Consider the following 21,673-nt stretch of genomic DNA (forward strand, 5'->3'; position numbering starts at 1 on the left):
ATGCTGAATGCCTTGTGTTTGGCCATTTCGGCGCCTTGGTCCCAGGTCAGGGATCCCCGCAGGTGCGCCGGGAGGGTGGACATGGTTTTGATCAGCCCGTCGCGGACCGATTCGGCGGTGTGATCCACCGGCAGGTGCACCAACATCACGTAGCGGGTGGTGCGTTCCACCAGCGTGGCGATCGCCGACTGGTTGTATGCTCCGGTCACCAAATCCCCCTCCCAATGGCCCGGCACGGCGCGGTCTTCGACCTCTGCGGGGCGTTCGGAAATGTTGATCATCGGGTCCCGGAAACGACTGGTGCGTTCCTCGGGATTCCTGTGCTGCTTGCGGCGTGTCCGCCCGCTGCGCAGGGCCTCTTTGACCTCGCGTTTGAGTCCGCCGCGGGCCTGGAAATAGAGGGCCTGGTAGATCGTTTCGGTACTCACGCGCATCTGCTCGTCATCGGGAAATTCCTTGATCAGCAGCTTCGAAATCTGTTCCGGGGACCAACGGGTGAGGAGCTTGGTCTTCACGTAGTCGTGCAGTTCCCCGGGTTCTGCCAGCTTACTGTCCTTCGGCCGTGCCCGGGCCGCAGTGGCGGCCCGGTGAGCACCGTAAGGCCGGTAACCCAGCATGGGGTGGCTGTTGCGTTTGATCTCCCGGCTGATGGTGCCCACGGACCGGCCCAGGGCCCTGCCGATCGCCTGCATGGAAGTCCCGCGGGAGAGCAGGTCCGCGATCCTCTCCCGCTCTGACAGGGAAAGGTAGCGGGCGCTGATGGGCTGCTCCAGAGCTTCCAACGCCACCGCGGCGGGCGCCTGCTTCGTCACTGAGACTGGCAGCTCCGGCACCGCCGCTGCTGTCAGCTCTGGTGCCGCTGCAGGGGCCGGCGGTTCCGCGAATGTAGTTCTCACCTTCTGTGTATACGGCAGATCCACGGCCTGGCCTTGGGTCGCGGCCGTGTCCTTTGCCGCCTGTTGCCGGTCCCAGTTGTAGGAACTCGGTTTGCTGGCACCGACGGCGAGGGCGGCGTCCCTCCGGCCGGCTCCTTCCTGGCGCAGGCGCAGGTAGTGAAGCTGCTTCGCCGAGGGGCGTCGCAGACAGGTGGAGGCCATTCCGGCATCGATGGCCCAGTTCGAGCAGGTGGAGCGGTTAAGGCCCAACTGTTCCGCCGCGGCGCTGACGCTGCCGATGTCACGCAGCAGACCCAGGAACTCCTCAATCACCGCCGGTGAGTAGCGTTGGGCCGGATCGGCCTTCACAGTCCTCATGGCCCGTGGTTTTCTCGCGGCAGGATTGACCCTGCCGGCCCAGTTCTGCGCCGTGCTGATGTTCAATCCCAGCTCCTCGGCCGCGGCGGTAATGGTGCCGGTCCGGTCCAGAACGGCATAGAAGTGGTCCCTGTCCGCCTGGCTGTACAGGCGCTGCGGCCTGATCCCGGCAGCGTTCGCCCACTTCTGGCACGTGCTCCTGTTAATGCCGAGTTCCGTGGCCGCAGCGGCGACAGTTCCCAGACGCGCCACGGCGGAAAGGAAATCCTGTCTTTGGGCACGGGTATGGGACTGCTGGGAACGTTTCCCGAGCGTCCCGGTCCTCGACGCCGGGTCTTCCGTTAAAGGAGATTCTTTCCTTAACGGGAGACTATTTTTCGATGTTGATTCCATGGTGTTGCAACTCCCGATTATCCAGAGGTGTTGCAACGATGACTAGAACTCGCCTCAGTGGGCATTTCCGTGGCCGCCTATGGGCAGTTTTTCATGGCCGCTAACACACCTATCACTCAAGGTTCAAGGACGCGCCACGGGGGTACTTCGATAGCGATGTCCTGCGGCCTGCGTTACCGGGAACGAAGAGGGTAGATTAGAGATTCGGGTGCCGATGGCTACTGCGAAGGATATCGATGCGGCCCGGCATCTGTCGCAGGTCGTGGGCGTTCCGGAGGTAACGGGGCTCGTTCCCGTGCGAGGATGGCGGGCCGCAGCGGGTAGTCACCCGAACCACTGACGGAATTGTCGCCTCACCTGCGCGTCAGACCGGCCCATGTCCTCCTAATGTCATGCGTGGGACGAAGGACCTCGTGGCTGGTAGCTATGCGTGCCCGCGGAAGAGGGATTGCGTCGAGATATTTAGTCGGGTGCATGGGGCTGGCTGCGGTTCGAATGATGCGCTGACGGTGACAAGACATTCGCACGAGTCCGACGCGCGCATGACGGTTCGTCCGTTATCGCTTCAAGAATCGGCCTGACTTGGTTGATTCTTTACCGAATGGCTTTGGCGCCCGCGCGCTTGCCCTGTTCGATCTCGAAAACTCCGAAAGGATACGCGGGGCGGCCGACGGCCCTAATGGGGGGAAGGTCGCTGCCCAAGTCTGCGAGGCCGTTACGGGGAAGATGTACCAGGGCAGCGTGCGGACGAGGGTGGCGGGACTCCTCCCTATCAGGTCCCATACGCTTCCCACCCGGATCCAAAACAAGGTCCCCCGCCCGCCTCATTTTGGTCAGACTGTCCATCGGGCAGAAGGAGTCGTCATCAGCGCCCTATTGACGAGTCAAAACGGCGTTACGGAGCAATCGATGGGCTTGTCCCGTTTCGCTGCGTTCAGCTGACGCGTTGTCCCGCCGCCGGGAGGCTGCGTGTCTCGTCCGCCGCCAGCGCCGCGGCGAACGCGGTGGCGTCGGCGGCCTGGGCGCTGTTGTCGAACTCAAGGTGCCGTGCGCCGGTCCACTGGCAGGAGTTGGCCTGGGCGCCGGACCAGAACGTTTCCCAGTTCGCCAGTTTCCATTCATCCCGCGGGTAGCCGCGGGCGATCAGGCGCTCCCGGAGTGCCTCTCCGGCCAGCTTCACATGTACCACCACGAGTTCGGCGTCGGGCCATTCGTGGCGGACCCGGATCTTGGCGAGGTAGTCGTCGTCGGGAAAGAACTTCCCGAACGGCGCGTCCAGGACCACGGAGTTCCCTGCCGCCAGGTTGTCCCGGGTGAGGTCCAGGATGGACGCGTACTCCAGGGGCATGATGGTCGATTGGTAGAACTCGTTGTTGTCCCGCTCATTCGGGTCCGAGTTGTTGAGCTTGAGCAGCAGCTCGGTGAACCGGATGGTGGCTGTGTCCTTGTCGATATAGGCAGCCCCGAACCGCTGGGCAATGAGCCGGCTGACGCTGGATTTCCCGGAGCCAGCCGGCCCAATCACAAAGAACACTTTGGGGAGGGTGGTAGTCAAGAGACGGTTCTTCCTTGAACGTTGTGCAAGCGGAGGTCAGGCGCGGCCGGCCGGCCGGCGGTCCTTGACGAAGAAGCCGTAGGACAGGGCGCCGACAATCAGCAGCACGCCGCCGATCAGAAACACCAGCGTATAGTTCCCGCCGGTTTCATTCAGGATGTAGCCGGTGACGATGGGAGCCACTGCGGCGCCGAGGAAGCCGCCGAAGTTCTGGATTGCACCCAGGGATGCCACTTGGCTGGAGTCCGCGATGTCCGAGGCCAGGGTCCACAGCACGCCGATCGGCACCTGAGCCGCGAAGTAGCCGACAGAGAGGAGCACGATCGCCAGGGTCGTGTTTTCGACGTACGCCACCGGCAGCACGGCGGCGGCGGCGAGCAGGGCGCCGCCCACGATCGGGATCTTGCGGGCGGTGATGGTGGGAATTCCGCGCCTGATCAGCTTGCCGGAGAGGATGCCGCCGGTGAGGACACCGATGATGCCGCAAAGGAACGGCAGCCCGGCGAGCCAGCCGATCTGGCTCAGGCTGAAGCCACGGGCTGTCTGGAGGTAGCTCGGCAGCCAGGTGAGGTAGACCCAGACGGTGTAGAAGATTCCGAAGGCACCCAAGACCATGAACCAGGTGTTCTGCTTCTTGAGCAGTTCGCCCCAGCCGGCCTGCTTCTCCTTGGGCTTCTGCTGTTCCTCGAACTCATCACCCTTGATGATGAACTGTTCCTTCATGGTGGGGTCACGGTAGATGCGGAGCCAGACGAGGGCGATCACAATGCCCAGGGCACCGATCACGACGAACATTCCGCGCCAGCTCATTGTGAGCATCAGGAATGTCAGCAGCGGCGGTGCGATCGCGTTGGCGAGCTGTGAACCGGTGTTAATGATGGATACCGGGAGTGCCCGCTCCGTCTTGTTGAACCACTTGTCAGCCACTTTCAGCCCGGAGGTAAAGAACGGCGACTCGGCAATGCCGAGGGCCACCCGGGCGGCGTAGAGGAAGCCGAAGGAGTTGGCGAGCGACGAGAGCATCGACACGATGGACCACAGCCCAGCGGCCCACGCGAACATGCGCTTCGGGCCGAACTTGTCAACGAGGTAGCCGGCGGGCAGGTTGGCAATAGCGTACGGCCAGGAAAACGCGGACAGAAGCAGGCCCATCTGGAAGGTGTTGAGTCCGAACTCCTTGGCGATCGTGGTGTTCGCGATGCTCAGGTTGTTGCGGTCCAGGTAGTTGATGATGCCGCCGATCACGAGCAGCGCGATCAGGTACCACCTGATCCGCACGTTCTTCGCGGGCTTTACCTCGGGTGTTGCGATTTCTGCGGAAGCTTGGCTCATGCAGCTCACTCCTTTGTGTTCTGTCGACATTTTCTGTCGGATGTAGTTGTGGTGCCAGACCCTACGGCCGGGCGTTATCTATCGCCGCGAGGAACGTCCGGGCAGCCCGGGCAACCAGCCCGTAGTCGCCGTCGTTCTGGGCGGCCTTGGTGACGAAGCTGCCAACGCCTACCGCGGTCACGCCGGCGGCGAACCACGCACCGACGTTCTCAGGGGTCACTCCCCCGGACGGCATGATCGGCGCCTGCGGCAGCGGCGCCAGGATGGTCTTGACGTAGGCGGGGCCGCCGAGTTCAGCCGGGAAGAGCTTGACGATGTCGGCACCGGCTTCCAGCGTGTTGAGGACCTCGGTGGGGGTAAAAGCGCCGCTGGCTGTGACCGCCTGGTAGCGGTTGGCCGAGGCGATCATGTTCGGGTTGAGCTGCGGGCTGACGAGCAGCCGAGCCCCGGCGGACACCGAAGCGTAGGCGGCCTCGGCGTCGAGCACGGTGCCGGCACCCACGACGATCCCCTGATCGCCGTATTTGTCGGCCAGCCGTTCGATGACACCGAGCGCGCCGGGAACGGTCAACGGGACCTCGACGGCGCGGATGCCGCCGTCGATGGCAGCCTCTGCAACCCGGTAGGCCTCGTCGGCCGAGTCCAGCCGCGCGATGAGCAGTGCGCCGGTGCGGACGATGGTTTCGAGTACTTCAAACTTGGTTAACATGATTTAAGAGATTAGCCCAAAGTTTCACAAATCAGAACACCTTGTGAAAAATTGTTAGGCTTGTTACGTCCCCATTCCAAAGGAGTCCTGCGTGAACCCGCCAACCCGACCGCTCATCCCGGAACAGCGCCACCAGGAGATTCTGCGCCTGCTGCGGCGCGAGGGCGTGCTGAGCATCCGCAACCTTACGGACTACATGAATGTCTCGCACATGACCGTGCGGCGGGACATCACGGCGCTCGAGGAGCTGGGTCAGGTGGCATCGGTGCCCGGCGGTGTCCGGCTGGCCGACTGGACCAGCCAGGAGCCGCCTCGTGAGCGGGAATTCCGGGCCCAGCTGGAACTGCCGCGTAAGCAGGCGATCGCCGAGCTCGCGGCGCAGTTCGTGGAAAATGACATGGTGGTGTTCCTGGACGCCGGAACCACCTGCCAGTCCGTGGTGCCGTACCTCGGAGGGCTGAAGAACCTCACCGTGGTCACCAACGACTTCTATGTGGTGACCAGCCTCTTCGCCTTCCCGAATGTGGAGACCATTCACACCGGGGGCGTCGTGGATCCTTCCAGCGCCTCCAGCTGCGGCCGCATCGCCGCTGACGCTGTCAAGGGCATCAACATTGACCTCTTCTTCCTCAGCACCGGCACGTGGAACATGTCCCGCGGCGTGACCACCCCCTCACTGGACAAGGTAGAGATCAAACTCGCGGCCCTGGAGGCGTCGTCGTCATGTTTCCTGCTGGCTGACAGCACCAAGTTCGGCACGGTCTCGAAGTTCCGGGTGGCACCCCTGGACAAGCTGGATGCGGTGGTCACCGACGACCAGCTCCCGAGGGAAATGCAGGAGAGCATCCGCGAACTGGGCGTGAGCGTCCATGTCGCAGCCCTTCCAAGCCGCGCCTTACATGGCACCTCAGGCGTTTCAATTTGAGATCTGGCCCGGGGATACCCCCAGCCGGTTTTCCTGCCCACCGACGACCGACCAAGGAACGCGGTGGAGGGACCTTGTTGTCGGGAGTACCCGCAAGGTCACGTCACGTATGCGGGAACCAAACCGATCGCCACGTCTCAGCACAACTAAGCCATCCGATGACTAAATCACAGATCCGCCGCCGGGCATGGCGCTGAGCTTTTACTGATGGTTGTTGGCACACGGCAGCAGTCCTCGTGACGGGCTCTTGGTGCGTCGCGCATCAATAGCATCCATTGCGCGAACGGTCACTGCACTGATGTGGTCGAGGCCGTCCAACTTGATGAGAGCGCGGCGGGCGGATTTTCGCGTCTCACACTCATGGGCGCCCATTCTAGCCATCGTCGTTCGCTGGCCAATTTAAGATCCCCGGCGACGGGCGTTAACTCATGACACAGCAACCGTGGCCTGCGAGCCGCAGAGTTACGTGGGGGACTGCCCCCGGTTTTGTTGACTCCTTGACCTAGCGAGCTTGTGCTCGTGGAAGGATGTTGACCATGCCCACGGCTTATGGGGCGGAGTTCCGCCAGGATGTTATTGATGTGGCCCGTAAGGGTGAGGCGCCGCTGGCGCAGATTGCGAAGGATTTCGGGCTGTCGGTCACGACGCTGAAACGGTGGATTGCCATCGCCGAACGTAAAGATTCCGGAGCCGGCCCGGCAGCGGACGAGTCGGTCGAGCTGCGGGAGCTGAAGAAGCGCAACCGCCTGTTGGAGCAGGAGAACGAGATTCTGCGCCGGGCTGCTGCTTATCTGGCGAGGGACATCAACCCAAAATGATCTACCCGCTGGTCACGGATCTTGCCGCCGACGGTGTCCCCGTGGCGGTGACCTGCAGGGTGTTGGGATTCAGCAAGCAAGGCTATTACCGGTGGAGGGCCAGCCCGGTGACGGACCGGGACTGGGCGGATGCGCACCTGGTCAACGCCGCCCTGGACATCCACGACGACGATCCCGCCTTCGGATACCGTTTCATCGCCGATGAACTTCCCGAGAAAGGCATCATCGCCGGCGAGAACAGGGTCCAGCGCTTGTGCGGGGACCACGGGATCTGGTCCGTGTTCTCCAAGAAGCGTGGCCTGAACCGGAAGCCGGGACCACCGGTCCACGACGACCTGGTGGAGAGGGACTTCACCGCCGAGGCGCCGAACGAGCTGTGGCTGACCGACATCACCGAGCACCCCACTGCCGAGGGGAAGCTCTACCTCTGCGCGGTGAAGGACGTCTATTCCGGGAGAATCGTCGGGTAATCGATGAACTCGCGGATGAAATCCTCGCTGGCCGTCGCCGCACTGGAGAACGCGGTGCGCTCACGCCGCCCGGCCGGAACGGTGGTGCATTCGGATCGGGGATCCCAGTTTCGATCCCGCCGCTTCGTCGAATCGCTCCGGCGCCACGGGCTCGCAGGGTCGATGGGCCGGGTGGGCGCGTGTGCGGACAACGCCGCGATGGAATCCTTCTTCTCGCTGCTGCAGAAAAACGTCCTGGACCGCCAGAGATGGCTCACACGCCAGGAGCTCCGCCTGGCGATCACCACCTGGATCGAAAGGACATACCACCGCCGGCGACGGCAAAGACGGCTGGGAAAACTCACGCCGATCGAATATGAAACAATCAACCGGACCGCGCTCTTAGCGGCCTAAGACCCCGAGTCAACAAAAGCCGGGGCAGTCCCTGGTGCGTTTTTTCGGACGGTTATGTGACACTCATGGGCGGTCCTGCGACTCGCTTTCGGGTGGCGGACTCGTTGTGGTGTGCGCGTTGGCTGGAGCCGGTTCGGCCGGACGTTTTCCGGTTGTGCTCCAGCTGGTCAGGAAGTCGAGTTGTTCCTGGGCATGGGATCCGGGGTCGGCGGTGTAGGCGATGACGGTCAGATCCTCGCCGGGTAGTTTGAGGGAATCGCCGGTGAGTTCGATGTCTCCAACGAGCGGGTTGTGCAGTGTCTTGCGGGCCGAGCGGCGGAAACGGACGTTGTGCCGTGCCCAGCGCATGGAGAATTCCGTGCTTCCCGTGGCGAGGTCACCAATGAGGCTGCTGAGGCCCCTGTCATGTGGGTTGCGTCCGGCTTCGGCGCGGAGTCCTGCGGCGAGGTCATCAGCGAGCGTCTCCCAGTCGAGAAAGAAGTCTTGGGAACGCGGATCCAGGAAAATGAACCGTGCGAGATTCAGCGGCAGCGTCTCGGGGCTGAGGACGCCGGCGTAGAGGGCGAAGCAGAGGCTGTTCGCGGCCACGATGTCCATGCGCGAGTTACAGACGTAGGCGGGCGTGCCTGTCATCCCGGCCAGGATCCGCCCAACGCTGGGGCGCACTTCCGCCCGGACCCGGCGGGTTCCCGGTGCCCGCGCTGGCCCGGCAGCCTTGGCGAGGTCGAACAGGTGGGCCCGTTCAGCCTCATCGAGCTGAAGTGCGCCGGCGAGGGACTCGAGGACACTTTCGGAGACTCCCCGCAGGTTCCCCCGCTCGAGCCGGGCATAATATTCGGTGCTCACGCCGGTAAGCATGGCCACTTCCTCGCGCTTGAGCCCCGCCACGCGCCTGGTCCCGCCGTAGGCGGGCAGCCCGGCCTGGGCCGGAGTGATGCGCGACCGCCGGCTCGTGAGGAACTCGCGGACGTCTTGACTGTTCTCCATGGCCTCTACGCCACGACGCCCCGGTCCGGCCTAACAGGAACTGCCAGTACACCGCACAACAGGCACTCCCGCGCGCAGGAATTGGCTGGTTTTCTTGAAGAAGTCCAGTTCCCCATCCTGCGAGGACCATGTCTGTATCCACCCTCAGCCCCCCGACAACAGTGGCCCGGCCGCGCGCGTCCCTGGCGGTCGCCATGCTGGGATTCTTCGTCGTTGCCCTGGATGCCCAGATCGTCAACGTCGCCCTGCCCGCGATCCGGAACGACCTTGGAGGCGGCCTGTCCGGCCTGCAGTGGATCGTCACCGGCTACACCCTGATGTTTTCGGCCCTGCAACTGTTCTCCGGGACCTTCTCCGACCGGGCCGGGGCCCGCCGCGCCTACGGCCTGGGCATGGTCCTGTTCACCGTTGCGTCCCTGGCGTGCGGGCTCAGCCCGAGCCTCCCGGTGCTCATCGCCAGCCGCATCCTGCAGGGCATCGGCGCGGCGATGATCACCCCCAGCTCTCTGGCCCTCATCCGTGAGGCCTATCATGACGCGGCACAGCGCGGCAGGGCCATCGTGTACTGGGGCCTGGGCGGCTCTGTCGCCGCCGCGGCCGGTCCGGTGCTCGGCGGCGTCCTGACCCAGATCGACTGGCGGCTGATCTTCATCGTTAACCTTCCCGTCGGGGCGGCAGCACTGTTCGTGCTCGCCCGCGTCGCCCCGTCGCCGCGGCGCCCGATGCCCTTTGACTGGATCGGGCAGATCACCGCCGTGCTGGCCCTGGCCAGCCTGACCTACGGCATCATCGAAGGCGCCGAGGCCGGCTATGGCAACCCCGGAATCCTCACCCTGTTCGCTGTGTTCGCGGCATCGGCGGCCGCCTTCGTGCTGGCCCAGGCCCGCGGAAAACACCCCATGGTCCCGCTGGACCTGTTCCGTTCACGCACGGTCTCCACCACCCTGGCCATAGCCGTTGTCACGATGGCGGCCTTCTACGGCGTCGTCTTCCTCCAAAGCCTCTACTTCCAGCAGCAACGCGGAGCCACCGCGCTGCAGACCGGGCTGCTGTTCCTGCCGATGACCGGCCTCCTCACGCTCCTCAACCCCCTCGGGGCCCGGCTGATGGCCCGCTACGGGAGCGTCGCCATGATCGCCGCCGGCCAGCTGATCATGGCCGTGGGCCTGGCCGGCCTGTGGCTGCTTCCCGCCGACGCCCCGCTCCTGCTCGTGTCCGTCATCATGGTGCCCGTCGGCGTCGGCGGATCCTTCACCGTTCCTCCGATCATCGCCCTGGTCATGGACCACGTTCCCGCAGAGAAGGCAGGGACCGCCAGTGGCGTCGTCAACACCGCCCGGCAGGTCGGCGGCTCCCTCGGGGTCGCGATCTATGGCGCCCTGCTCGCCGGAAACGCCTTCATGGGCGGGCTCCGCCTTGGTCTCGGCACCACCGTTGTCGTCCTGCTCATCCTCATCGCCGCGTCCCTGCGACTATGGCATGCGGACGCGCCACAGCCCTAACGTCCGTGCCGGAACCACAGCCCCGGCCACGGCCTCCGTCCGCAAACCACCGATGCCCACACACCAATAAAGGAACCCCATGAACAACGTGACCCTCAACAACGGCGTCCAGATGCCGATCCTGGGCTTCGGCGTTTTCCAGATCCCCGACGACGAGACCCAAGCCGCGGTCGAGGCCGCCCTCGCCGCCGGCTACCGCCATCTGGACACGGCCGCCTCCTATGGCAACGAGGCGGCCGTCGGAGCAGCCATCAAGGCAAGCGGACTTGCCCGCGAGGAGCTCTTCATCACCACCAAGCTCTGGATCCAGCACGCACCCACCGGCAGCGTTCAGGACGACACCAGGCGCGCCTTCGAAAACTCCCTCAACCGGCTCGGACTGGACTACCTCGACCTGTACCTGATCCACCAGCCGCTCGGGGACTACTACAGCGAGTGGCGGGCCATGCAGGAGATCAACAAGGAAGGCCTGGCCCGTGCAATCGGCGTGTCAAACTTCCATCCCGACCGGCTGGTCGACCTCATCGACCACAACGAGATCGTCCCTGCCGTCAACCAGATCGAAACCCACCCCTTCCACCAGCGCGCCGCCGATCAGGCGCTGATGCGCGAACACGGCGTCCAAATCGAGTCCTGGGGGCCATTCGCGGAGGGCAAGAACAACCTGTTCACCGATCCGGTCCTCCGCGCCATCGCCGGGGCACATGGCAAGTCCGTCGCCCAGGTCGTGCTCCGCTGGCTCATCCAGCGCGAGATCGTCGTCATCCCCAAGTCCGTCCGTCCCGATCGGATGGCCGAAAACCTCGACGTCTTCAACTTCGAGCTCACCGAGGACCAGACGAGCCAGATCGCAACCCTGGACACCGGCGCCAGCCTCTTCTTCGACCACCGCGACCCCGCCATGGTCAGCTGGCTGGGCGCACGCCGCTACAACTAATCCGGCTCTCCGTCCGTTGGGGTGACCAGCCGGTCACCCCAACGTACAGTCTCCGCAACGGGCAGTGGCCGCACCTTTAACCGCGAGCAGGGGTGCCCACGCTGGCCCTACACCCGACCCGGAGACCCGTGATGACCACAAATCCAAAAACGATTAGCCGGCGCTCGGTCCTGCAGTTTGCAGCCACCGGCCTGGGCGCTGCCATGATCGCTATCGGCACATCAGGCTGTGCCCCGGAGGAAAGGAACACGCCCATGCCCCCAAACCCAACCACCCCCGGCTCCGCCCAGGGGATGCCTGGTCCCGGAAATGGCGGACGAGTTCTGCTGGCCCAGTTCTCCCGTGCCGGGGAGAACTACTACTACGGGGACCGCTCCAACCATCGCCACCCCCCTGCCCTCCATCGACCAGTACGACACCGTGCTGCTGGCCAGCGGCATCTGGAACGTCCGGGCACCCATGATCATGACGACCTTCACCGAAGGCCACGACTTCACCGGCAAAACGGTCCACCCCGTGACCACCCACGCCATGAGCGGACTCGGCACCACCGAACGCGACTACACCCGCTCCTGCCCGGGGGCGACCATCGGCGAAGGGCTCGCGGTGCGGGGAGAGGAAGTCCGCGACGCCGGACCGGCCATCGAATCCTGGCTGCGCCGCACCGGACTTCTTCAAGATCGACCAAGCGCTACAGGCTGATCCCGTCAACCAACCGGTTCCTGGATGCTGGATGCCGTGACGAGCGCGCCGATGTGGGTGCGGGTTCGCATGGACTGCGTGGCAGCCAACCCGCTCGGGCGAGAACTCGACCCGCCGATGTGTGAGGGCCCGGCGAACAAAGGGAACACCGCCCGACCCGTGTTCCCAAAACCCGCCGCGGTGCCAGACGGGGTGATCGGCGAGGCCGCCGTCCTGGCCGGCGCCAGCGGCCGAGGGGACGGGTTCAACGGCTCGATCACGAAGCTCCGCGACGAAGAAGATGAAGAAAAGCAGCCAGCAACAACTAAGGAACGATCATGACTGAAGAAATGTCCACAGTGCTCGTCGTCGGTGCAAGCGGCAGCATCGGACAACTCGCCGTCGCGCAGGCGCTCGAGGCGGGCTTTGACACGCGGGCCTTGGTACGTGACGAATCCCGGAAGGACCGGTTCCCGGAAGGTACCGAGGTTGTCGTTGGCGACCTCACGGACGCGGGGAACCTTCGGGGTGCGATCAAGTGTTACCGGAATCATTTTTACCCACGGAAGCCACGGCGGCGCCCAGGAAGCCGAAGAGGTGGACTACGGTGCCGTGCGCAACGTCCTGAGCGTCCTGGAAGCTCCGGCTCGAATCGCCCTGATGACCGCGATCGGGGTCACGAAGCACACTCCCGGTCACGATTGGAAGCGCCGCGGGGAACGGCTCGTCCGGGCCAGCGGTATGCCGAACACGATCGTCCGCCCGGGCTGGTTCGACTACAACGGTGCCGACCAACACCGGCTCGTCATGCTGCAAGGCGACACCCGGTGGGCAAGCGATCCCTCTGACGGTGTGGTCTCCCGCGCCCAAATCGCGCAAGTCCTCGTCGCGTCGCTCACATCGGATGCCGCCGACCACAAGACGCTGGAGCTCGTCGCGGAAACGGGGCCGGCGCAGACTGACCTAAACCCGCTCTTCGACGGCTTGCAAGCGGACCGGGCGGGCGCGCTCGATGCCGTCCTCGACCGCGACAACATGCCACTGGACCACGAGCCGGCCGGAGTCGTCGCCGAACTCGACGCCGTCCGCAGACGCTTCTGAACCAGACTATTCGCTGCCGTACTGCTGTCGGAGATCGGCGAAGCGCACTCGTTCGAAAACGACCAATGCGGCTAGGACTGCGGTGACGGAGGCGAGGGCCGCCAGCGCGGAAAGCAGCCCGATCACGGACGAGAGTGCGGCCAGGACGAGGATCGTGCTGCTGCGGGCGATGTTCCTCGCCCGCAGCACACGTCGGTCGAAGATCAGGTGCCCAGCCAAATGGAGGATCACTCCGCCTGCCAGGCAGAGCCCGTAGAACGTGCCGATCGGTTCGGGAGTGTCTGCCAGCCGCAGGGTGCCGTCGACGCCGACGGCGGCCATGACGATCCCTGCGATTAGGGGGAAGTGGCCGTAAACGTAGGCTTCCAGCGCGACCCGGACGCGTCGCGCTCCGGCCAGTTCCGCGATGCGGCGTTCGGTGGCGGGGGCCACCAAGTCGAAGTACAGCCACCAGAGGCAGATCGCAAAGCCGACCCCCCGGCCCGGCCACGATCCGGAGCGGCAGGCTGAGCGGGTGTCCCTCGGCGCAGACACCGACGGCGACAAGGGATTCGCCCAGGACGATCAGAACGAACAGTTCATACCGCTCCGTCCAGTGGGAGGGGCTGTGAATTCTCCAGCTGCCCCGCCAGGACATGAGGTAGATGGACAGCCACTCGCCGAGGACCGCTACGGTGAACAGGATCATCTGCGCGTCGCCACCGATGGCAGCCCCGAGAATCAGCAGCACGCCCATGCACCCGCGGCAGCCAGGAGATGGCGATCTGCCTGCGCAATCCCTGGTCGCCCTGCGCGGCGATGGTGTAGACCACGCGAACGAACAGGTACGCGCAGACCAGGACGGCTGGGCCAGGTAGGCCGCTGTCCGCGTGTTCCCAGGCGGTGGGAATCGACAGGGCGACGACGAAGACACCGACGGTCGCGAGACCGAAGCCGACCATTCCAATGCCCGCGTCGGCACGGACTTGATTACCCAGCCAGGTGAATGCGCACCAGGTCCACCACAGCATGCCGAGCAGGATCAGGCCGTGGAGGATGCCTATGACGCCGTGTTCGTGCATCATCAGGCCGGTGACCGGGGTAGCGGCGAAGACGAAGACCAGGTCGAAGAACAATTCGAAAGCCGTCGCGACCTCGCCCGCATGCGCGCCGGCAGGCCAGCGTCGTCCTCGTGCCGGAGCCGGTGACGTGCCATCCATTTAGTGGTTCTCCCGCCTCAGACGGGAACGACTCGCACTGCGTCCCGGGGCATGTTCGAGTGCACCCTTCCAAGCGCCGTGTTCCGCGACGCCCGCGGAGCGGCGCTCTCGGGTGGCTCAGGCAGCGGCGTCGCTGGAGCCCTCTATTTCGTCTAGACGGTTCGGGCGTAGAAGGCCGTCAGCTTGTCCAGCGCGGCGTCCACGTACTCATCGATCCAGTACGTTTCGATGTGCCGGGCACCCTCGATGAGGAACAGCTCCTTATCCTCGGTGCCGGTCGCCTTCGGGATCGCGTCCTCGCTCATATACCTCGTATCCGCCTCGCTTCCAGCGATCATCAGCAATGGCACGTCGATGAGCCCAAGCTGGTCGGCAGCGTCGAAGGCCATCAGGTCCAGCAGGCTGCTCATCGTGTACTTAAAGGTCGAGCCCGGGCAGGCGTGGGTCCTCCAGTAGTACTCGTACCCCTGCCGGTACAGGTCAAACGGGAGGGCCGCGATCTGCTTGTCCGTCAGGTCCGCATCCCCGGCGTAAAGGACTTCGCCGCCGGCAGCTTCCTGGGCGCGGGCCTCGGATGCCTGCCGCAGGCGGTCCTGGGTGGTGTCCAGCGCCGAGTCCTGGAGCCCGTTGCGGCGGACGCGCCCGGAGTTGAACATGCTCACCGTGGCGACGGACTTGAAGCGCTTGTCGGACTGGGCCGCCTTCAACGTGTACCCGCCGCCGCCGCAGATGCCCAGCGCACCCAGCCGGTCGACGTCCACGCCCGGGAAACCGGCGATGAAGTCGGCCATGCCGTGAATGTCGTCGGTGCGGAAGAAGGGCTTATCCACGCTGCGGGGCTCGCCCTCACTGTGTCCCTGGTAGGCGGCGTCCGCGGTGATCGTGATGTAGCCCTGCTCCGCGAGGCGCTGAGCGTACCGGCCGGCGACCTGCTCCTTGGTGCCACCGTTGGGGTGCGCCACGGTGATCGCCGGATATTTGCCGTTCGGGTCGTAGCCTGCCGGGGTGTAGACGTTCGCGGCGATCGTCAGCCCGCGCAGCGTGTAACTGACGGGGTGGATGTTGACCTTACCCGGTTCGTTCTCCGTGATGGCGTACTCATAGACGAGGCCGAACGGGTTCTGGCGGTAGTCGTGCACCGGACCCGCTTCCGCGGCGATGTTCGTGTCGTTCATGTACATCTCCTTTTCACTCGTATGCCCGGGCTGGCAACGTTGCTGCTGTTCTCGCGTCGTCAGCGTGGCGGCGCCCTGGCGTGCCCTCCTGACCGGTGCGATCAATCGAGCTTCTTCTCGGCGAGGAACGCCGCGATCTGGTCGGCGATCTTCTGGTTGTTGAGGTCGCTGAACGCGAAGTGGGTGTTGCCGTGAATGCCCTGCTCCGGCAGCGACACGAACGTCGCGTCGCCACCGTGGCGGTTGATCGTGTCGACCCAGATGCGGGCCATGGCGACCCTAACCCGCCAGTTGTCGCGGCCCGCGATGTCGGTCGGCTCGGTCGGGATGTTGTCGCCGTAGTAGACGATGATCGGCACCCGTGCCAGCGCCTCGAACTCTTTGAGGGGAACGGGCACCGGTCCCAGGGTGCCGTTCGAGCTGGGCATCGGTTCGGGCAGTTCGCCCTCGGGGAAGACGAATCCGCTGCCGGGTTCGATGCTGACAACGGCACGGACGTTGTCGTTGCGCAGCCGGGCGAGCCACCCGAAGCCGCCGGCGTGGGAGTGCGTGACCAACACGAGGGGACCGATGCGGTCGATCGCCGCCGATGCTCCCGCAACGATCACCTCGGTGTCCAGCGGGCCGGTGTCTGGCACCATGGCCCGGAAGAACTGCTCCAGCGCCGCCGGGACGGAGGAGAACTGGCCGCCCTCGTACAAGTCCGGCCACAGGCCGAGGCGGAACTGGTTGAAGAACCACTGCTCGTTCGGCCCGGTGCCGATCTCGGCGGCCATCGTCGTCTTGCCCGCCGAACCGCGCCGGGGCTGATCGAGCAGATACACACCGTACCCGCGGCGTAGGAACAAGGTGCGGAACCCTTCACGGCCGTCAGGTGTGGTGTCCCAGCAGCTGCTGTCTACCCACCAGCCGTGCCAGAACAGCAAAGGCACTGGTCGCGCAGCAACCGGGACCTGATAGCTGACACGGGCGTGGTCGCCGTGCAGCGTCTGCCCCGCGGGGTCCACAGGGTTCCGTGGGTCAAAGCTTCCGCCCCTGGTCACGATGGTGCCGCCGACGGCGAAGCTGCCTTGCGCCGCGACGGCCAGCGGAGCGGCTGCCTCCCCGGATGCTGTCGAACCGTCGGGCGTCATCGGGTCCTCGTCGTGGCCTCGCCACTGGCTGCGGCGGTGGCGTACTCGTCGTCACCGACGTGTCCGTCCCATTCGACATCTCCGCCGGCGACGGAAAGTGCCAGGTGCGTCATGAAGGAATCGGGTGCCGCGCCGTGCCAGTGCCAGGTGCCGGGCGGGGTGTAGACGGCGTCTCCGGGAATCATGACGATCGCATGCCCGTCGCGGCTGCAGACGATCCCGCGCCCGTCGGTCACATGCAGGGTCTGGCCATTGGCGTGGCGGTGCCACGCGGTGCGCGCGCCCGGCGAGAAACGTACGGCAGCGAGCGTCGCCGTGCCGGGACCGGCCCCATTCGTAATGCCATCCACCCACACGTCGCCCGTGAATCGGTCCGCTGCCGCCTTCACCGTGGCGGGCGCGGGCAGGACGACCATCGGGTCTTCGCTCACGTCGTCAGCGGCCATCGAGGACCTGCTTGAGCGTGGTGGCCGCGCTCATCCCGGCCGGCCACCCGGCATAGAACGCGAGGTGGGTAGCGAGCTCAGCCAGCTCCCCCTGGGTCACGCCGTTGTCCAGCGCCAGACCCAGGTGGGATCGAAGCTGATCAGTGCGTCCCAGTGCGGTCAGCGCTGCGACAGTGATCAGACTGCGATCCCGCGGCGAGAGCCCGGGGCGCGCCCACACGTCGCCGAACAGCACCTCGTCGGTCAGCTCCGCCAACTTCGGGGCGATATCACCCACCAACTGCTGCGCTCGGCTCTTCTCCTGTGCCATGCAATACCTCCTGAGATAAGTGAGAACCGTTCATTCCCACCTCCGACGCTACACCGCTCGACGGAAGAAGGGAGGAACTGTCATTACACCCATCGGGCGCTCATCGCGGGTCCGCCGCATCAGCCTCCAGACACCAGTGCCTGTTGACCACGGCCGCAACTACTCAGCCGCGCGACGGTCGCCGCGATGACGAGCGCGGCATAGCAGGCACCGACATCCGGCAGCGCCAGCCGAGCGGGACCGCTGACCGGCGACGAGACCCGGTAGAGCGGCACCGCCATAGAAGATCAAATCATGGCGAGCGTGCGCGCCCGCTCCTCCGCGACGACATGAGCGAGGGCCGCCCTTACCGGTGTGGGTTTCGGATCGTGATGATGGAGATGATGGCGACGGCGGCGTAGCCGATCGCATCGAGTGGGGGCACCGCCGATAGTGTCCAGCAACAAGTCCTGGCGCCGCGGCGCCGCCGGAGGAGATGAGGTCGAGCTTCGCGAGCACGCCGAATCGTTCTGACGGTGTCGTCCAGCTAAGGACAGTGCGCATCCCGCCTGTGTTCGATATCCCTTGCACTGCGACAGCCACGAAGCTGACGATCAGGAAGGGCGCCATTGCGTCGGCGTGCACGAAAGCGACGACGGCGATGGGACGCCACCCCACTCTCAAGGTCGCCGAATCCCACGGCGGCCGACCGCTGCTGCCACTCGGCAAGGACGCCGCGGTTTCTCATCATCGTCGAAACACCTGACTGAAAAGGGTGCTGTTTATGGGACGTTCGGCGCGTCGTTTACGGAAAATGGGGCCTGTGGGCCTGGTCGATAAGCGGCCCGGATATGTTCAGCTCATGAAGGACGGGCATTCGAACTTAGCGGCATGCAGGATCCTCGGTATCAGCCGCAACACGGGAAGCCGTTGGCTGAACGGCCGCAATGGCGTGCCCGGGTTGCGTCAACAGGTCTGGATCCGCGCCGGCGGCTTCCTGTTCCGGTAGCCAGTGGGTCCAGCCGTTATCTGTCCGAAGATGAGCGGGTTTTCATCGCTGACCGTTTGTTGGCACGATCAAGCCTTCGATCCATCGCCCGTGAGCTGGGGCGCTCCCCATCAACGATCAGCCGGGAGCTGGCTCGCAACCGCCCGGACACGAGGCGATACCCTTCGATCAGCTCCAATTTCCGTTGGCCCTGTCGATAACCACGCCGGCACGTCCTTACCCGATCAATGTCGTAGGTCTCAATCTCTAATGGTGGATGGCTGGTCTGGGACTGGCTGGCAGACTGGCGTCCGATCCCGCTTCGCGTGGCTCGGTCTCTATCTGGCCCCTCCGGGGTGCCTTTCCGCTGACTTGCCCGGGTTGCGGGGTCGGCGTTGGTCTGGCCTGTTCCGATGGCTTGATAGAAGGTTGCCCGCGTCCGGAGGATCTCCGGCCCGCGTGGCTCGGTAGAGATGCGCCTCGCAACAGCTCCTCTTCCAGACCGACGCCGATTGGCAATATCCCTCGGCACGGAAGGAGCCATGGCGTGACCATCGTGGCAGAGCAATACCAACATGTCATCGGCGTGGACACCCACGCCCAGACGCACACCTACGCAATACTCAACGCCGGCACGGGACGCACCGCGGGCTCGGCGACGTTCCCCACGCACGCGGCCGGACTGGCCCGCGCGGTGACCTGGATACAGCGACGCTCGGCCGGGAAGGTGCTGGTCGCGATCGAGGGCACGGGCTCCTACGGGGCGAAGCTCACCCGCACCCGCCGGGCGGAAGGCATCGCGGTCTGTGACGTCCGTCCGCCCAGACGTGCTTCCCGCACCGGGAAAGGTAAGTCGGATGAGATCGATGCCGTGGCCGCGGCCGGTACAGCCCTTGCCTCGGAGGCAGAAGCGCTGGCGGCCCCAAGAGCGGACGGAATCCGCTCAGCATTGAGGGTTTTGCTCGTGGCTCGGCGCGCAATAGACAGCCGTAGGACCGGGGACCGGAACCTGCTCACCGCGCTGCTGCGCAGCTTCGATCTCGGCATCGATGCCAGGAAGCCTCTGACCGACGCCCAGGTGCGCGCCGTGGCCGCTTGGCGGGCCCGGCGTGACGACGACACGCCCACCCGGACGATCCGGGCCGAAGCGCGCAGGCTCGCGGCTTCGGTCCTTGATCTGACCCGACAGATGGAGGACAACCACGCGGCACTGACCAGCCACGTCAGCGAACTCGCGCGATTCACCGGACCTTCCTGTCCTCCTTCGCGGACGGCAATCGGGACGGGATCGGCGACTTCGAAGGCGCGAGGCCCACTTGGGTTATCTGGGTGGCCGGCGTAGACACCATCTGGTTCAACCCCTGCTTCGCTTCCCCCTTTCCGGAACGCCGGTTAAGACGTCGCCGGCTATCTCACGGTCGCTCCGCGATACTGGAGCAGTGAGGACATGGTTGCGTTCATCACCCACGCCAGGCGCCGGGGGAATCCGGGTCCTGTTGGACCTTGTCGCCGAGCTCTGCCCTGCAGGTCGCGCCGGCCACCCTCCCGCAGTTGCGCAAACTCCCGCCCGACGCCCATCGGCGGATCCAGGCCGCCATCGTCTCCGCGACCGCCAGGAGCAAAGAAGTTCTCCGGAATAAGCGGTGACTGGCGTGTCCGCACCGGCGATTACCGGATCATCTACGAAATCCGGGACGCACAGCTGATCGTTCTGGTGGCCGCCCTTGGCCACCATCGGGACATCTACCAGCACTAGGCACAGACCACGCCGGGACGTCAGGTGCTGTCAGTCTGCCCTGGGAAGAGCCCAAAGGCGGAACACATTGGTAGTCGTAGAGTCAGCACTATCGGACATCTCGGACAAAGACTGCAAGTTCCTCGACGCCATGGCCCTTCAGGATGGACCGTCCGTGGCCGGTCAGATAGGAAACATCATGAAGGCCAAGCCTAACGTGGTGTCCAAGTACAGAAAGAGACTCATCGCCGAGGGCCTGATCGAGTCAGCCGGCCACGGCAAGGTGGTCTTCGCAATCCCCGGACTCCGCCCATACCTCCGTGAAACAGCTTCCGCCTGAAACAGGTTGACGGAAAATCCGCTCTCGGCGATGCGTTTCCCGGGGAGAGCCGAGACATGGAGCTACGGCGTCGACAGGCGACCAAAGGCGCATTTTCAGCCCCGGACGGAGGTCCCGAAGGGACACAGTGGGTCTCCAGTTGGGTGAGCTGGCCCCTGAGGTGAAACCATACGGACCATGGCCCAGAAGATTGCGTACCAGGGTGAACCCGGCGCCAACTCCAATATCGCGTGTCAACAGATGTTCCCCGAGTTCGAAAGCGTTCCCTGCGCCAGCTTCGAGGACGCTTTCGAGCTGGTTTCCAACGGGGAGGCCGACCTGGCTATGATCCCGATCGAGAATTCGATTGCCGGCCGCGTGGCGGACATCCATATTCTGCTTCCCCAGTCGCACCTGCAGATCGTGGGCGAGTTCTTCTTGCCCATACACTTCGACCTCTTGGGCATCCCGGGCAGCACCATCGAAGGTGCCACCGAGGTCCACAGCCACATCCACGCCCTCGGACAGTGCCGCCGACTGATCCGCGACGCCGGGCTCCGGCCCGTCATTGCCGGCGACACCGCCGGATCCGCCCGGGAGGTCCGGGAATGGAACGACCCCGCCAAACTGTCCCTCGCTCCCCCGCTGGCGGCCCAGATCTATGGTCTGGAGGTGCTGGCATCGCGCGTTGAGGACGACCCCTCCAACACCACCCGCTTCGTGGTCCTGGCCCAGGAAAAGAACCTGCCCACCCGGGATGAGTTGGCCGGGCCGGCAGTGACCAGCTTTGTGTTCCGCGTCCGGAACGTCCCCTCGGCGCTCTACAAGGCGCTGGGCGGGTTCGCCACGAACGGTGTGAACATGACACGGCTGGAGAGCTACATGGTGGGTGACGAGTTCGCCGCCACCATGTTCATGGTGGACGTGGAGGGCCACCCCGAGGACCTGCCGCTCCGACTGGCCCTCGAGGAGCTGGATTTCTTCACCACCGAGGTGCGCATCCTGGGCGTCTACCCCGCTGCCGACCATCGGACCGCACGGGCACTCAGCAGCTAAGCGCCACCGGCTGAAAGGCCACCGGACACAGCCGTCGCCGTGCCGGTTCCGGTTCGCGACCGGCCGTGGATCGTTCATTGGGCCAGACCGGGACGTGATTTTCGGCGAGGTCCAGTTCATAGAGATCCTCGAACACTTCGACCCGGTTCAGCACGCAGATCGGGTAATCCCAGCCGTCGGCCAGTTTCCTAGTCGCGTCTGCGGCCACGAAGAGGAAGCGCCGGGCGAACAGCCCCGTATATCGGTGCGTGTACCGCTGCGGAAGCTCGGAAAGCAC

Annotated in this window: 23 protein-coding genes and 4 pseudogenes; 14 read left to right on the forward strand and 13 right to left on the reverse strand. The window is 65.0% G+C overall.

Annotated elements, in window-relative coordinates:
* The 4 genes from KNN17_RS13385 to KNN17_RS13400 form a co-directional block, all read right to left on the reverse strand.
* On the reverse strand, positions 1–1,043 hold a 1,043-nt coding region (locus KNN17_RS13385; RefSeq protein WP_443627621.1), incomplete at its 3' end, for an IS30 family transposase.
* Positions 1,044–2,580: 1,537 nt separating this feature from the next.
* On the reverse strand, positions 2,581–3,201 hold the full coding sequence (locus KNN17_RS13390) for an AAA family ATPase (RefSeq protein ID WP_241709532.1): 621 nt from the start codon (positions 3,199–3,201) through the stop codon (positions 2,581–2,583).
* Between the two features lie 36 nt (positions 3,202–3,237).
* A complete protein-coding gene (locus KNN17_RS13395; protein WP_241709533.1) occupies positions 3,238–4,533 on the reverse strand; it encodes an MFS transporter in 1,296 nt (431 codons plus the stop codon).
* Between the two features lie 61 nt (positions 4,534–4,594).
* Positions 4,595–5,242, reverse strand: coding sequence for a bifunctional 4-hydroxy-2-oxoglutarate aldolase/2-dehydro-3-deoxy-phosphogluconate aldolase (locus KNN17_RS13400; RefSeq protein ID WP_241709534.1), 648 nt, complete (start codon positions 5,240–5,242; stop codon positions 4,595–4,597).
* A gap of 91 nt (positions 5,243–5,333) precedes the next feature.
* Between KNN17_RS13400 and KNN17_RS13405 the strand changes: the two genes are divergently transcribed.
* Both KNN17_RS13405 and KNN17_RS13410 read left to right on the forward strand, forming a co-directional pair.
* Positions 5,334–6,167: a DeoR/GlpR family DNA-binding transcription regulator gene (locus KNN17_RS13405; protein WP_241709535.1), complete on the forward strand. Its 834-nt coding sequence runs from the start codon at positions 5,334–5,336 to the stop codon at positions 6,165–6,167.
* Positions 6,168–6,703: 536 nt separating this feature from the next.
* A pseudogene (locus tag KNN17_RS13410) lies at positions 6,704–7,848 on the forward strand (IS3 family transposase).
* 63 nt (positions 7,849–7,911) lie between these two features.
* Here the strand turns inward: KNN17_RS13410 and KNN17_RS13415 are convergent.
* Positions 7,912–8,835 (reverse strand): helix-turn-helix transcriptional regulator, encoded by a 924-nt coding sequence (locus tag KNN17_RS13415; protein ID WP_241709536.1) that lies wholly within the window; start codon positions 8,833–8,835, stop codon positions 7,912–7,914.
* A 128-nt stretch (positions 8,836–8,963) separates the two neighbouring features.
* Between KNN17_RS13415 and KNN17_RS13420 the strand changes: the two genes are divergently transcribed.
* From KNN17_RS13420 to KNN17_RS13440, 6 genes and pseudogenes are all read left to right on the forward strand, one after another.
* Positions 8,964–10,337 (forward strand): MFS transporter, encoded by a 1,374-nt coding sequence (locus KNN17_RS13420; RefSeq protein ID WP_241709537.1) that lies wholly within the window; start codon positions 8,964–8,966, stop codon positions 10,335–10,337.
* 79 nt (positions 10,338–10,416) lie between these two features.
* The gene (locus KNN17_RS13425; RefSeq protein WP_241709538.1) at positions 10,417–11,274 is read left to right on the forward strand and encodes an aldo/keto reductase; all 858 of its coding nucleotides are present in this window, start codon (positions 10,417–10,419) and stop codon (positions 11,272–11,274) included.
* A 342-nt stretch (positions 11,275–11,616) separates the two neighbouring features.
* Positions 11,617–11,976, forward strand: a complete 360-nt coding sequence (locus KNN17_RS13430; protein ID WP_241709539.1) for a flavodoxin — start codon at positions 11,617–11,619, stop codon at positions 11,974–11,976.
* 24 nt (positions 11,977–12,000) lie between these two features.
* A complete protein-coding gene (locus tag KNN17_RS13435) occupies positions 12,001–12,297 on the forward strand; it encodes a hypothetical protein (RefSeq protein ID WP_241709540.1) in 297 nt (98 codons plus the stop codon).
* Positions 12,298–12,305: 8 nt separating this feature from the next.
* Positions 12,306–12,437 (forward strand): annotated as a pseudogene (locus KNN17_RS22680) (NmrA family NAD(P)-binding protein); the annotation flags it as partial.
* Positions 12,438–12,483: 46 nt separating this feature from the next.
* Positions 12,484–13,056, forward strand: coding sequence for an NAD(P)H-binding protein (locus tag KNN17_RS13440; RefSeq protein WP_308196810.1), 573 nt, complete (start codon positions 12,484–12,486; stop codon positions 13,054–13,056).
* A gap of 6 nt (positions 13,057–13,062) precedes the next feature.
* Here KNN17_RS13440 and KNN17_RS13445 read toward each other — a convergent pair whose 3' ends face one another.
* From KNN17_RS13445 to KNN17_RS13470, 7 genes and pseudogenes are all read right to left on the reverse strand, one after another.
* Positions 13,063–13,590: a low temperature requirement protein A gene (locus KNN17_RS13445; RefSeq protein WP_372489683.1), complete on the reverse strand. Its 528-nt coding sequence runs from the start codon at positions 13,588–13,590 to the stop codon at positions 13,063–13,065.
* A gap of 10 nt (positions 13,591–13,600) precedes the next feature.
* Positions 13,601–13,792 (reverse strand): annotated as a pseudogene (locus KNN17_RS22685) (low temperature requirement protein A); the annotation flags it as partial.
* A 52-nt stretch (positions 13,793–13,844) separates the two neighbouring features.
* Positions 13,845–14,255, reverse strand: a pseudogene (locus KNN17_RS13450) (low temperature requirement protein A); the annotation flags it as partial.
* Positions 14,256–14,407: 152 nt separating this feature from the next.
* Positions 14,408–15,430: an alpha/beta hydrolase gene (locus KNN17_RS13455; protein ID WP_241709543.1), complete on the reverse strand. Its 1,023-nt coding sequence runs from the start codon at positions 15,428–15,430 to the stop codon at positions 14,408–14,410.
* A gap of 101 nt (positions 15,431–15,531) precedes the next feature.
* Complete coding sequence (locus KNN17_RS13460) at positions 15,532–16,563, reverse strand: alpha/beta hydrolase (RefSeq protein WP_241709544.1); 1,032 nt, start codon at positions 16,561–16,563, stop codon at positions 15,532–15,534.
* Entirely contained in the window at positions 16,560–17,009 is a 450-nt protein-coding gene (locus tag KNN17_RS13465) for a cupin domain-containing protein (protein WP_241709545.1), read from the reverse strand. The genes KNN17_RS13460 and KNN17_RS13465 overlap by 4 nt, the downstream gene beginning before the upstream one ends.
* Positions 16,999–17,319 carry a carboxymuconolactone decarboxylase family protein gene (locus KNN17_RS13470; protein ID WP_241709546.1) on the reverse strand — a complete coding sequence of 107 codons (321 nt, stop codon included), beginning with the start codon at positions 17,317–17,319 and terminating at the stop codon, positions 16,999–17,001. The genes KNN17_RS13465 and KNN17_RS13470 overlap by 11 nt, the downstream gene beginning before the upstream one ends.
* Positions 17,320–18,121: 802 nt before the next feature.
* On the opposite strand from KNN17_RS13470, the gene KNN17_RS13475 reads away from it, so the two are divergent.
* From KNN17_RS13475 to KNN17_RS13500, 6 genes are all read left to right on the forward strand, one after another.
* Positions 18,122–18,307, forward strand: a complete 186-nt coding sequence (locus tag KNN17_RS13475; RefSeq protein ID WP_241709547.1) for a helix-turn-helix domain-containing protein — start codon at positions 18,122–18,124, stop codon at positions 18,305–18,307.
* Entirely contained in the window at positions 18,229–18,507 is a 279-nt protein-coding gene (locus tag KNN17_RS22690; protein WP_372489680.1) for a helix-turn-helix domain-containing protein, read from the forward strand. The genes KNN17_RS13475 and KNN17_RS22690 overlap by 79 nt, the downstream gene beginning before the upstream one ends.
* 326 nt (positions 18,508–18,833) lie before the next feature.
* On the forward strand, positions 18,834–19,628 hold the full coding sequence (locus tag KNN17_RS13485) for an IS110 family transposase (protein ID WP_241709548.1): 795 nt from the start codon (positions 18,834–18,836) through the stop codon (positions 19,626–19,628).
* Between the two features lie 105 nt (positions 19,629–19,733).
* Positions 19,734–20,042 carry a type II toxin-antitoxin system RelE family toxin gene (locus KNN17_RS13490; RefSeq protein ID WP_241709549.1) on the forward strand — a complete coding sequence of 103 codons (309 nt, stop codon included), beginning with the start codon at positions 19,734–19,736 and terminating at the stop codon, positions 20,040–20,042.
* A gap of 67 nt (positions 20,043–20,109) precedes the next feature.
* Complete coding sequence (locus KNN17_RS13495; protein ID WP_241709550.1) at positions 20,110–20,361, forward strand: hypothetical protein; 252 nt, start codon at positions 20,110–20,112, stop codon at positions 20,359–20,361.
* 177 nt (positions 20,362–20,538) lie between these two features.
* Positions 20,539–21,396: a prephenate dehydratase gene (locus KNN17_RS13500; protein WP_241709551.1), complete on the forward strand. Its 858-nt coding sequence runs from the start codon at positions 20,539–20,541 to the stop codon at positions 21,394–21,396.
* Here KNN17_RS13500 and KNN17_RS13505 read toward each other — a convergent pair.
* Positions 21,386–21,673 (reverse strand): hypothetical protein, encoded by a 288-nt coding sequence (locus KNN17_RS13505; protein WP_241709552.1) that lies wholly within the window; start codon positions 21,671–21,673, stop codon positions 21,386–21,388. The two genes, KNN17_RS13500 and KNN17_RS13505, sit on opposite strands and share 11 nt — an antisense overlap.

The sequence above is a fragment of the Arthrobacter bambusae genome, assembly GCF_022606295.1.
GTDB classification, from domain to species: Bacteria; Actinomycetota; Actinomycetes; order Actinomycetales; family Micrococcaceae; genus Arthrobacter; species Arthrobacter bambusae_A.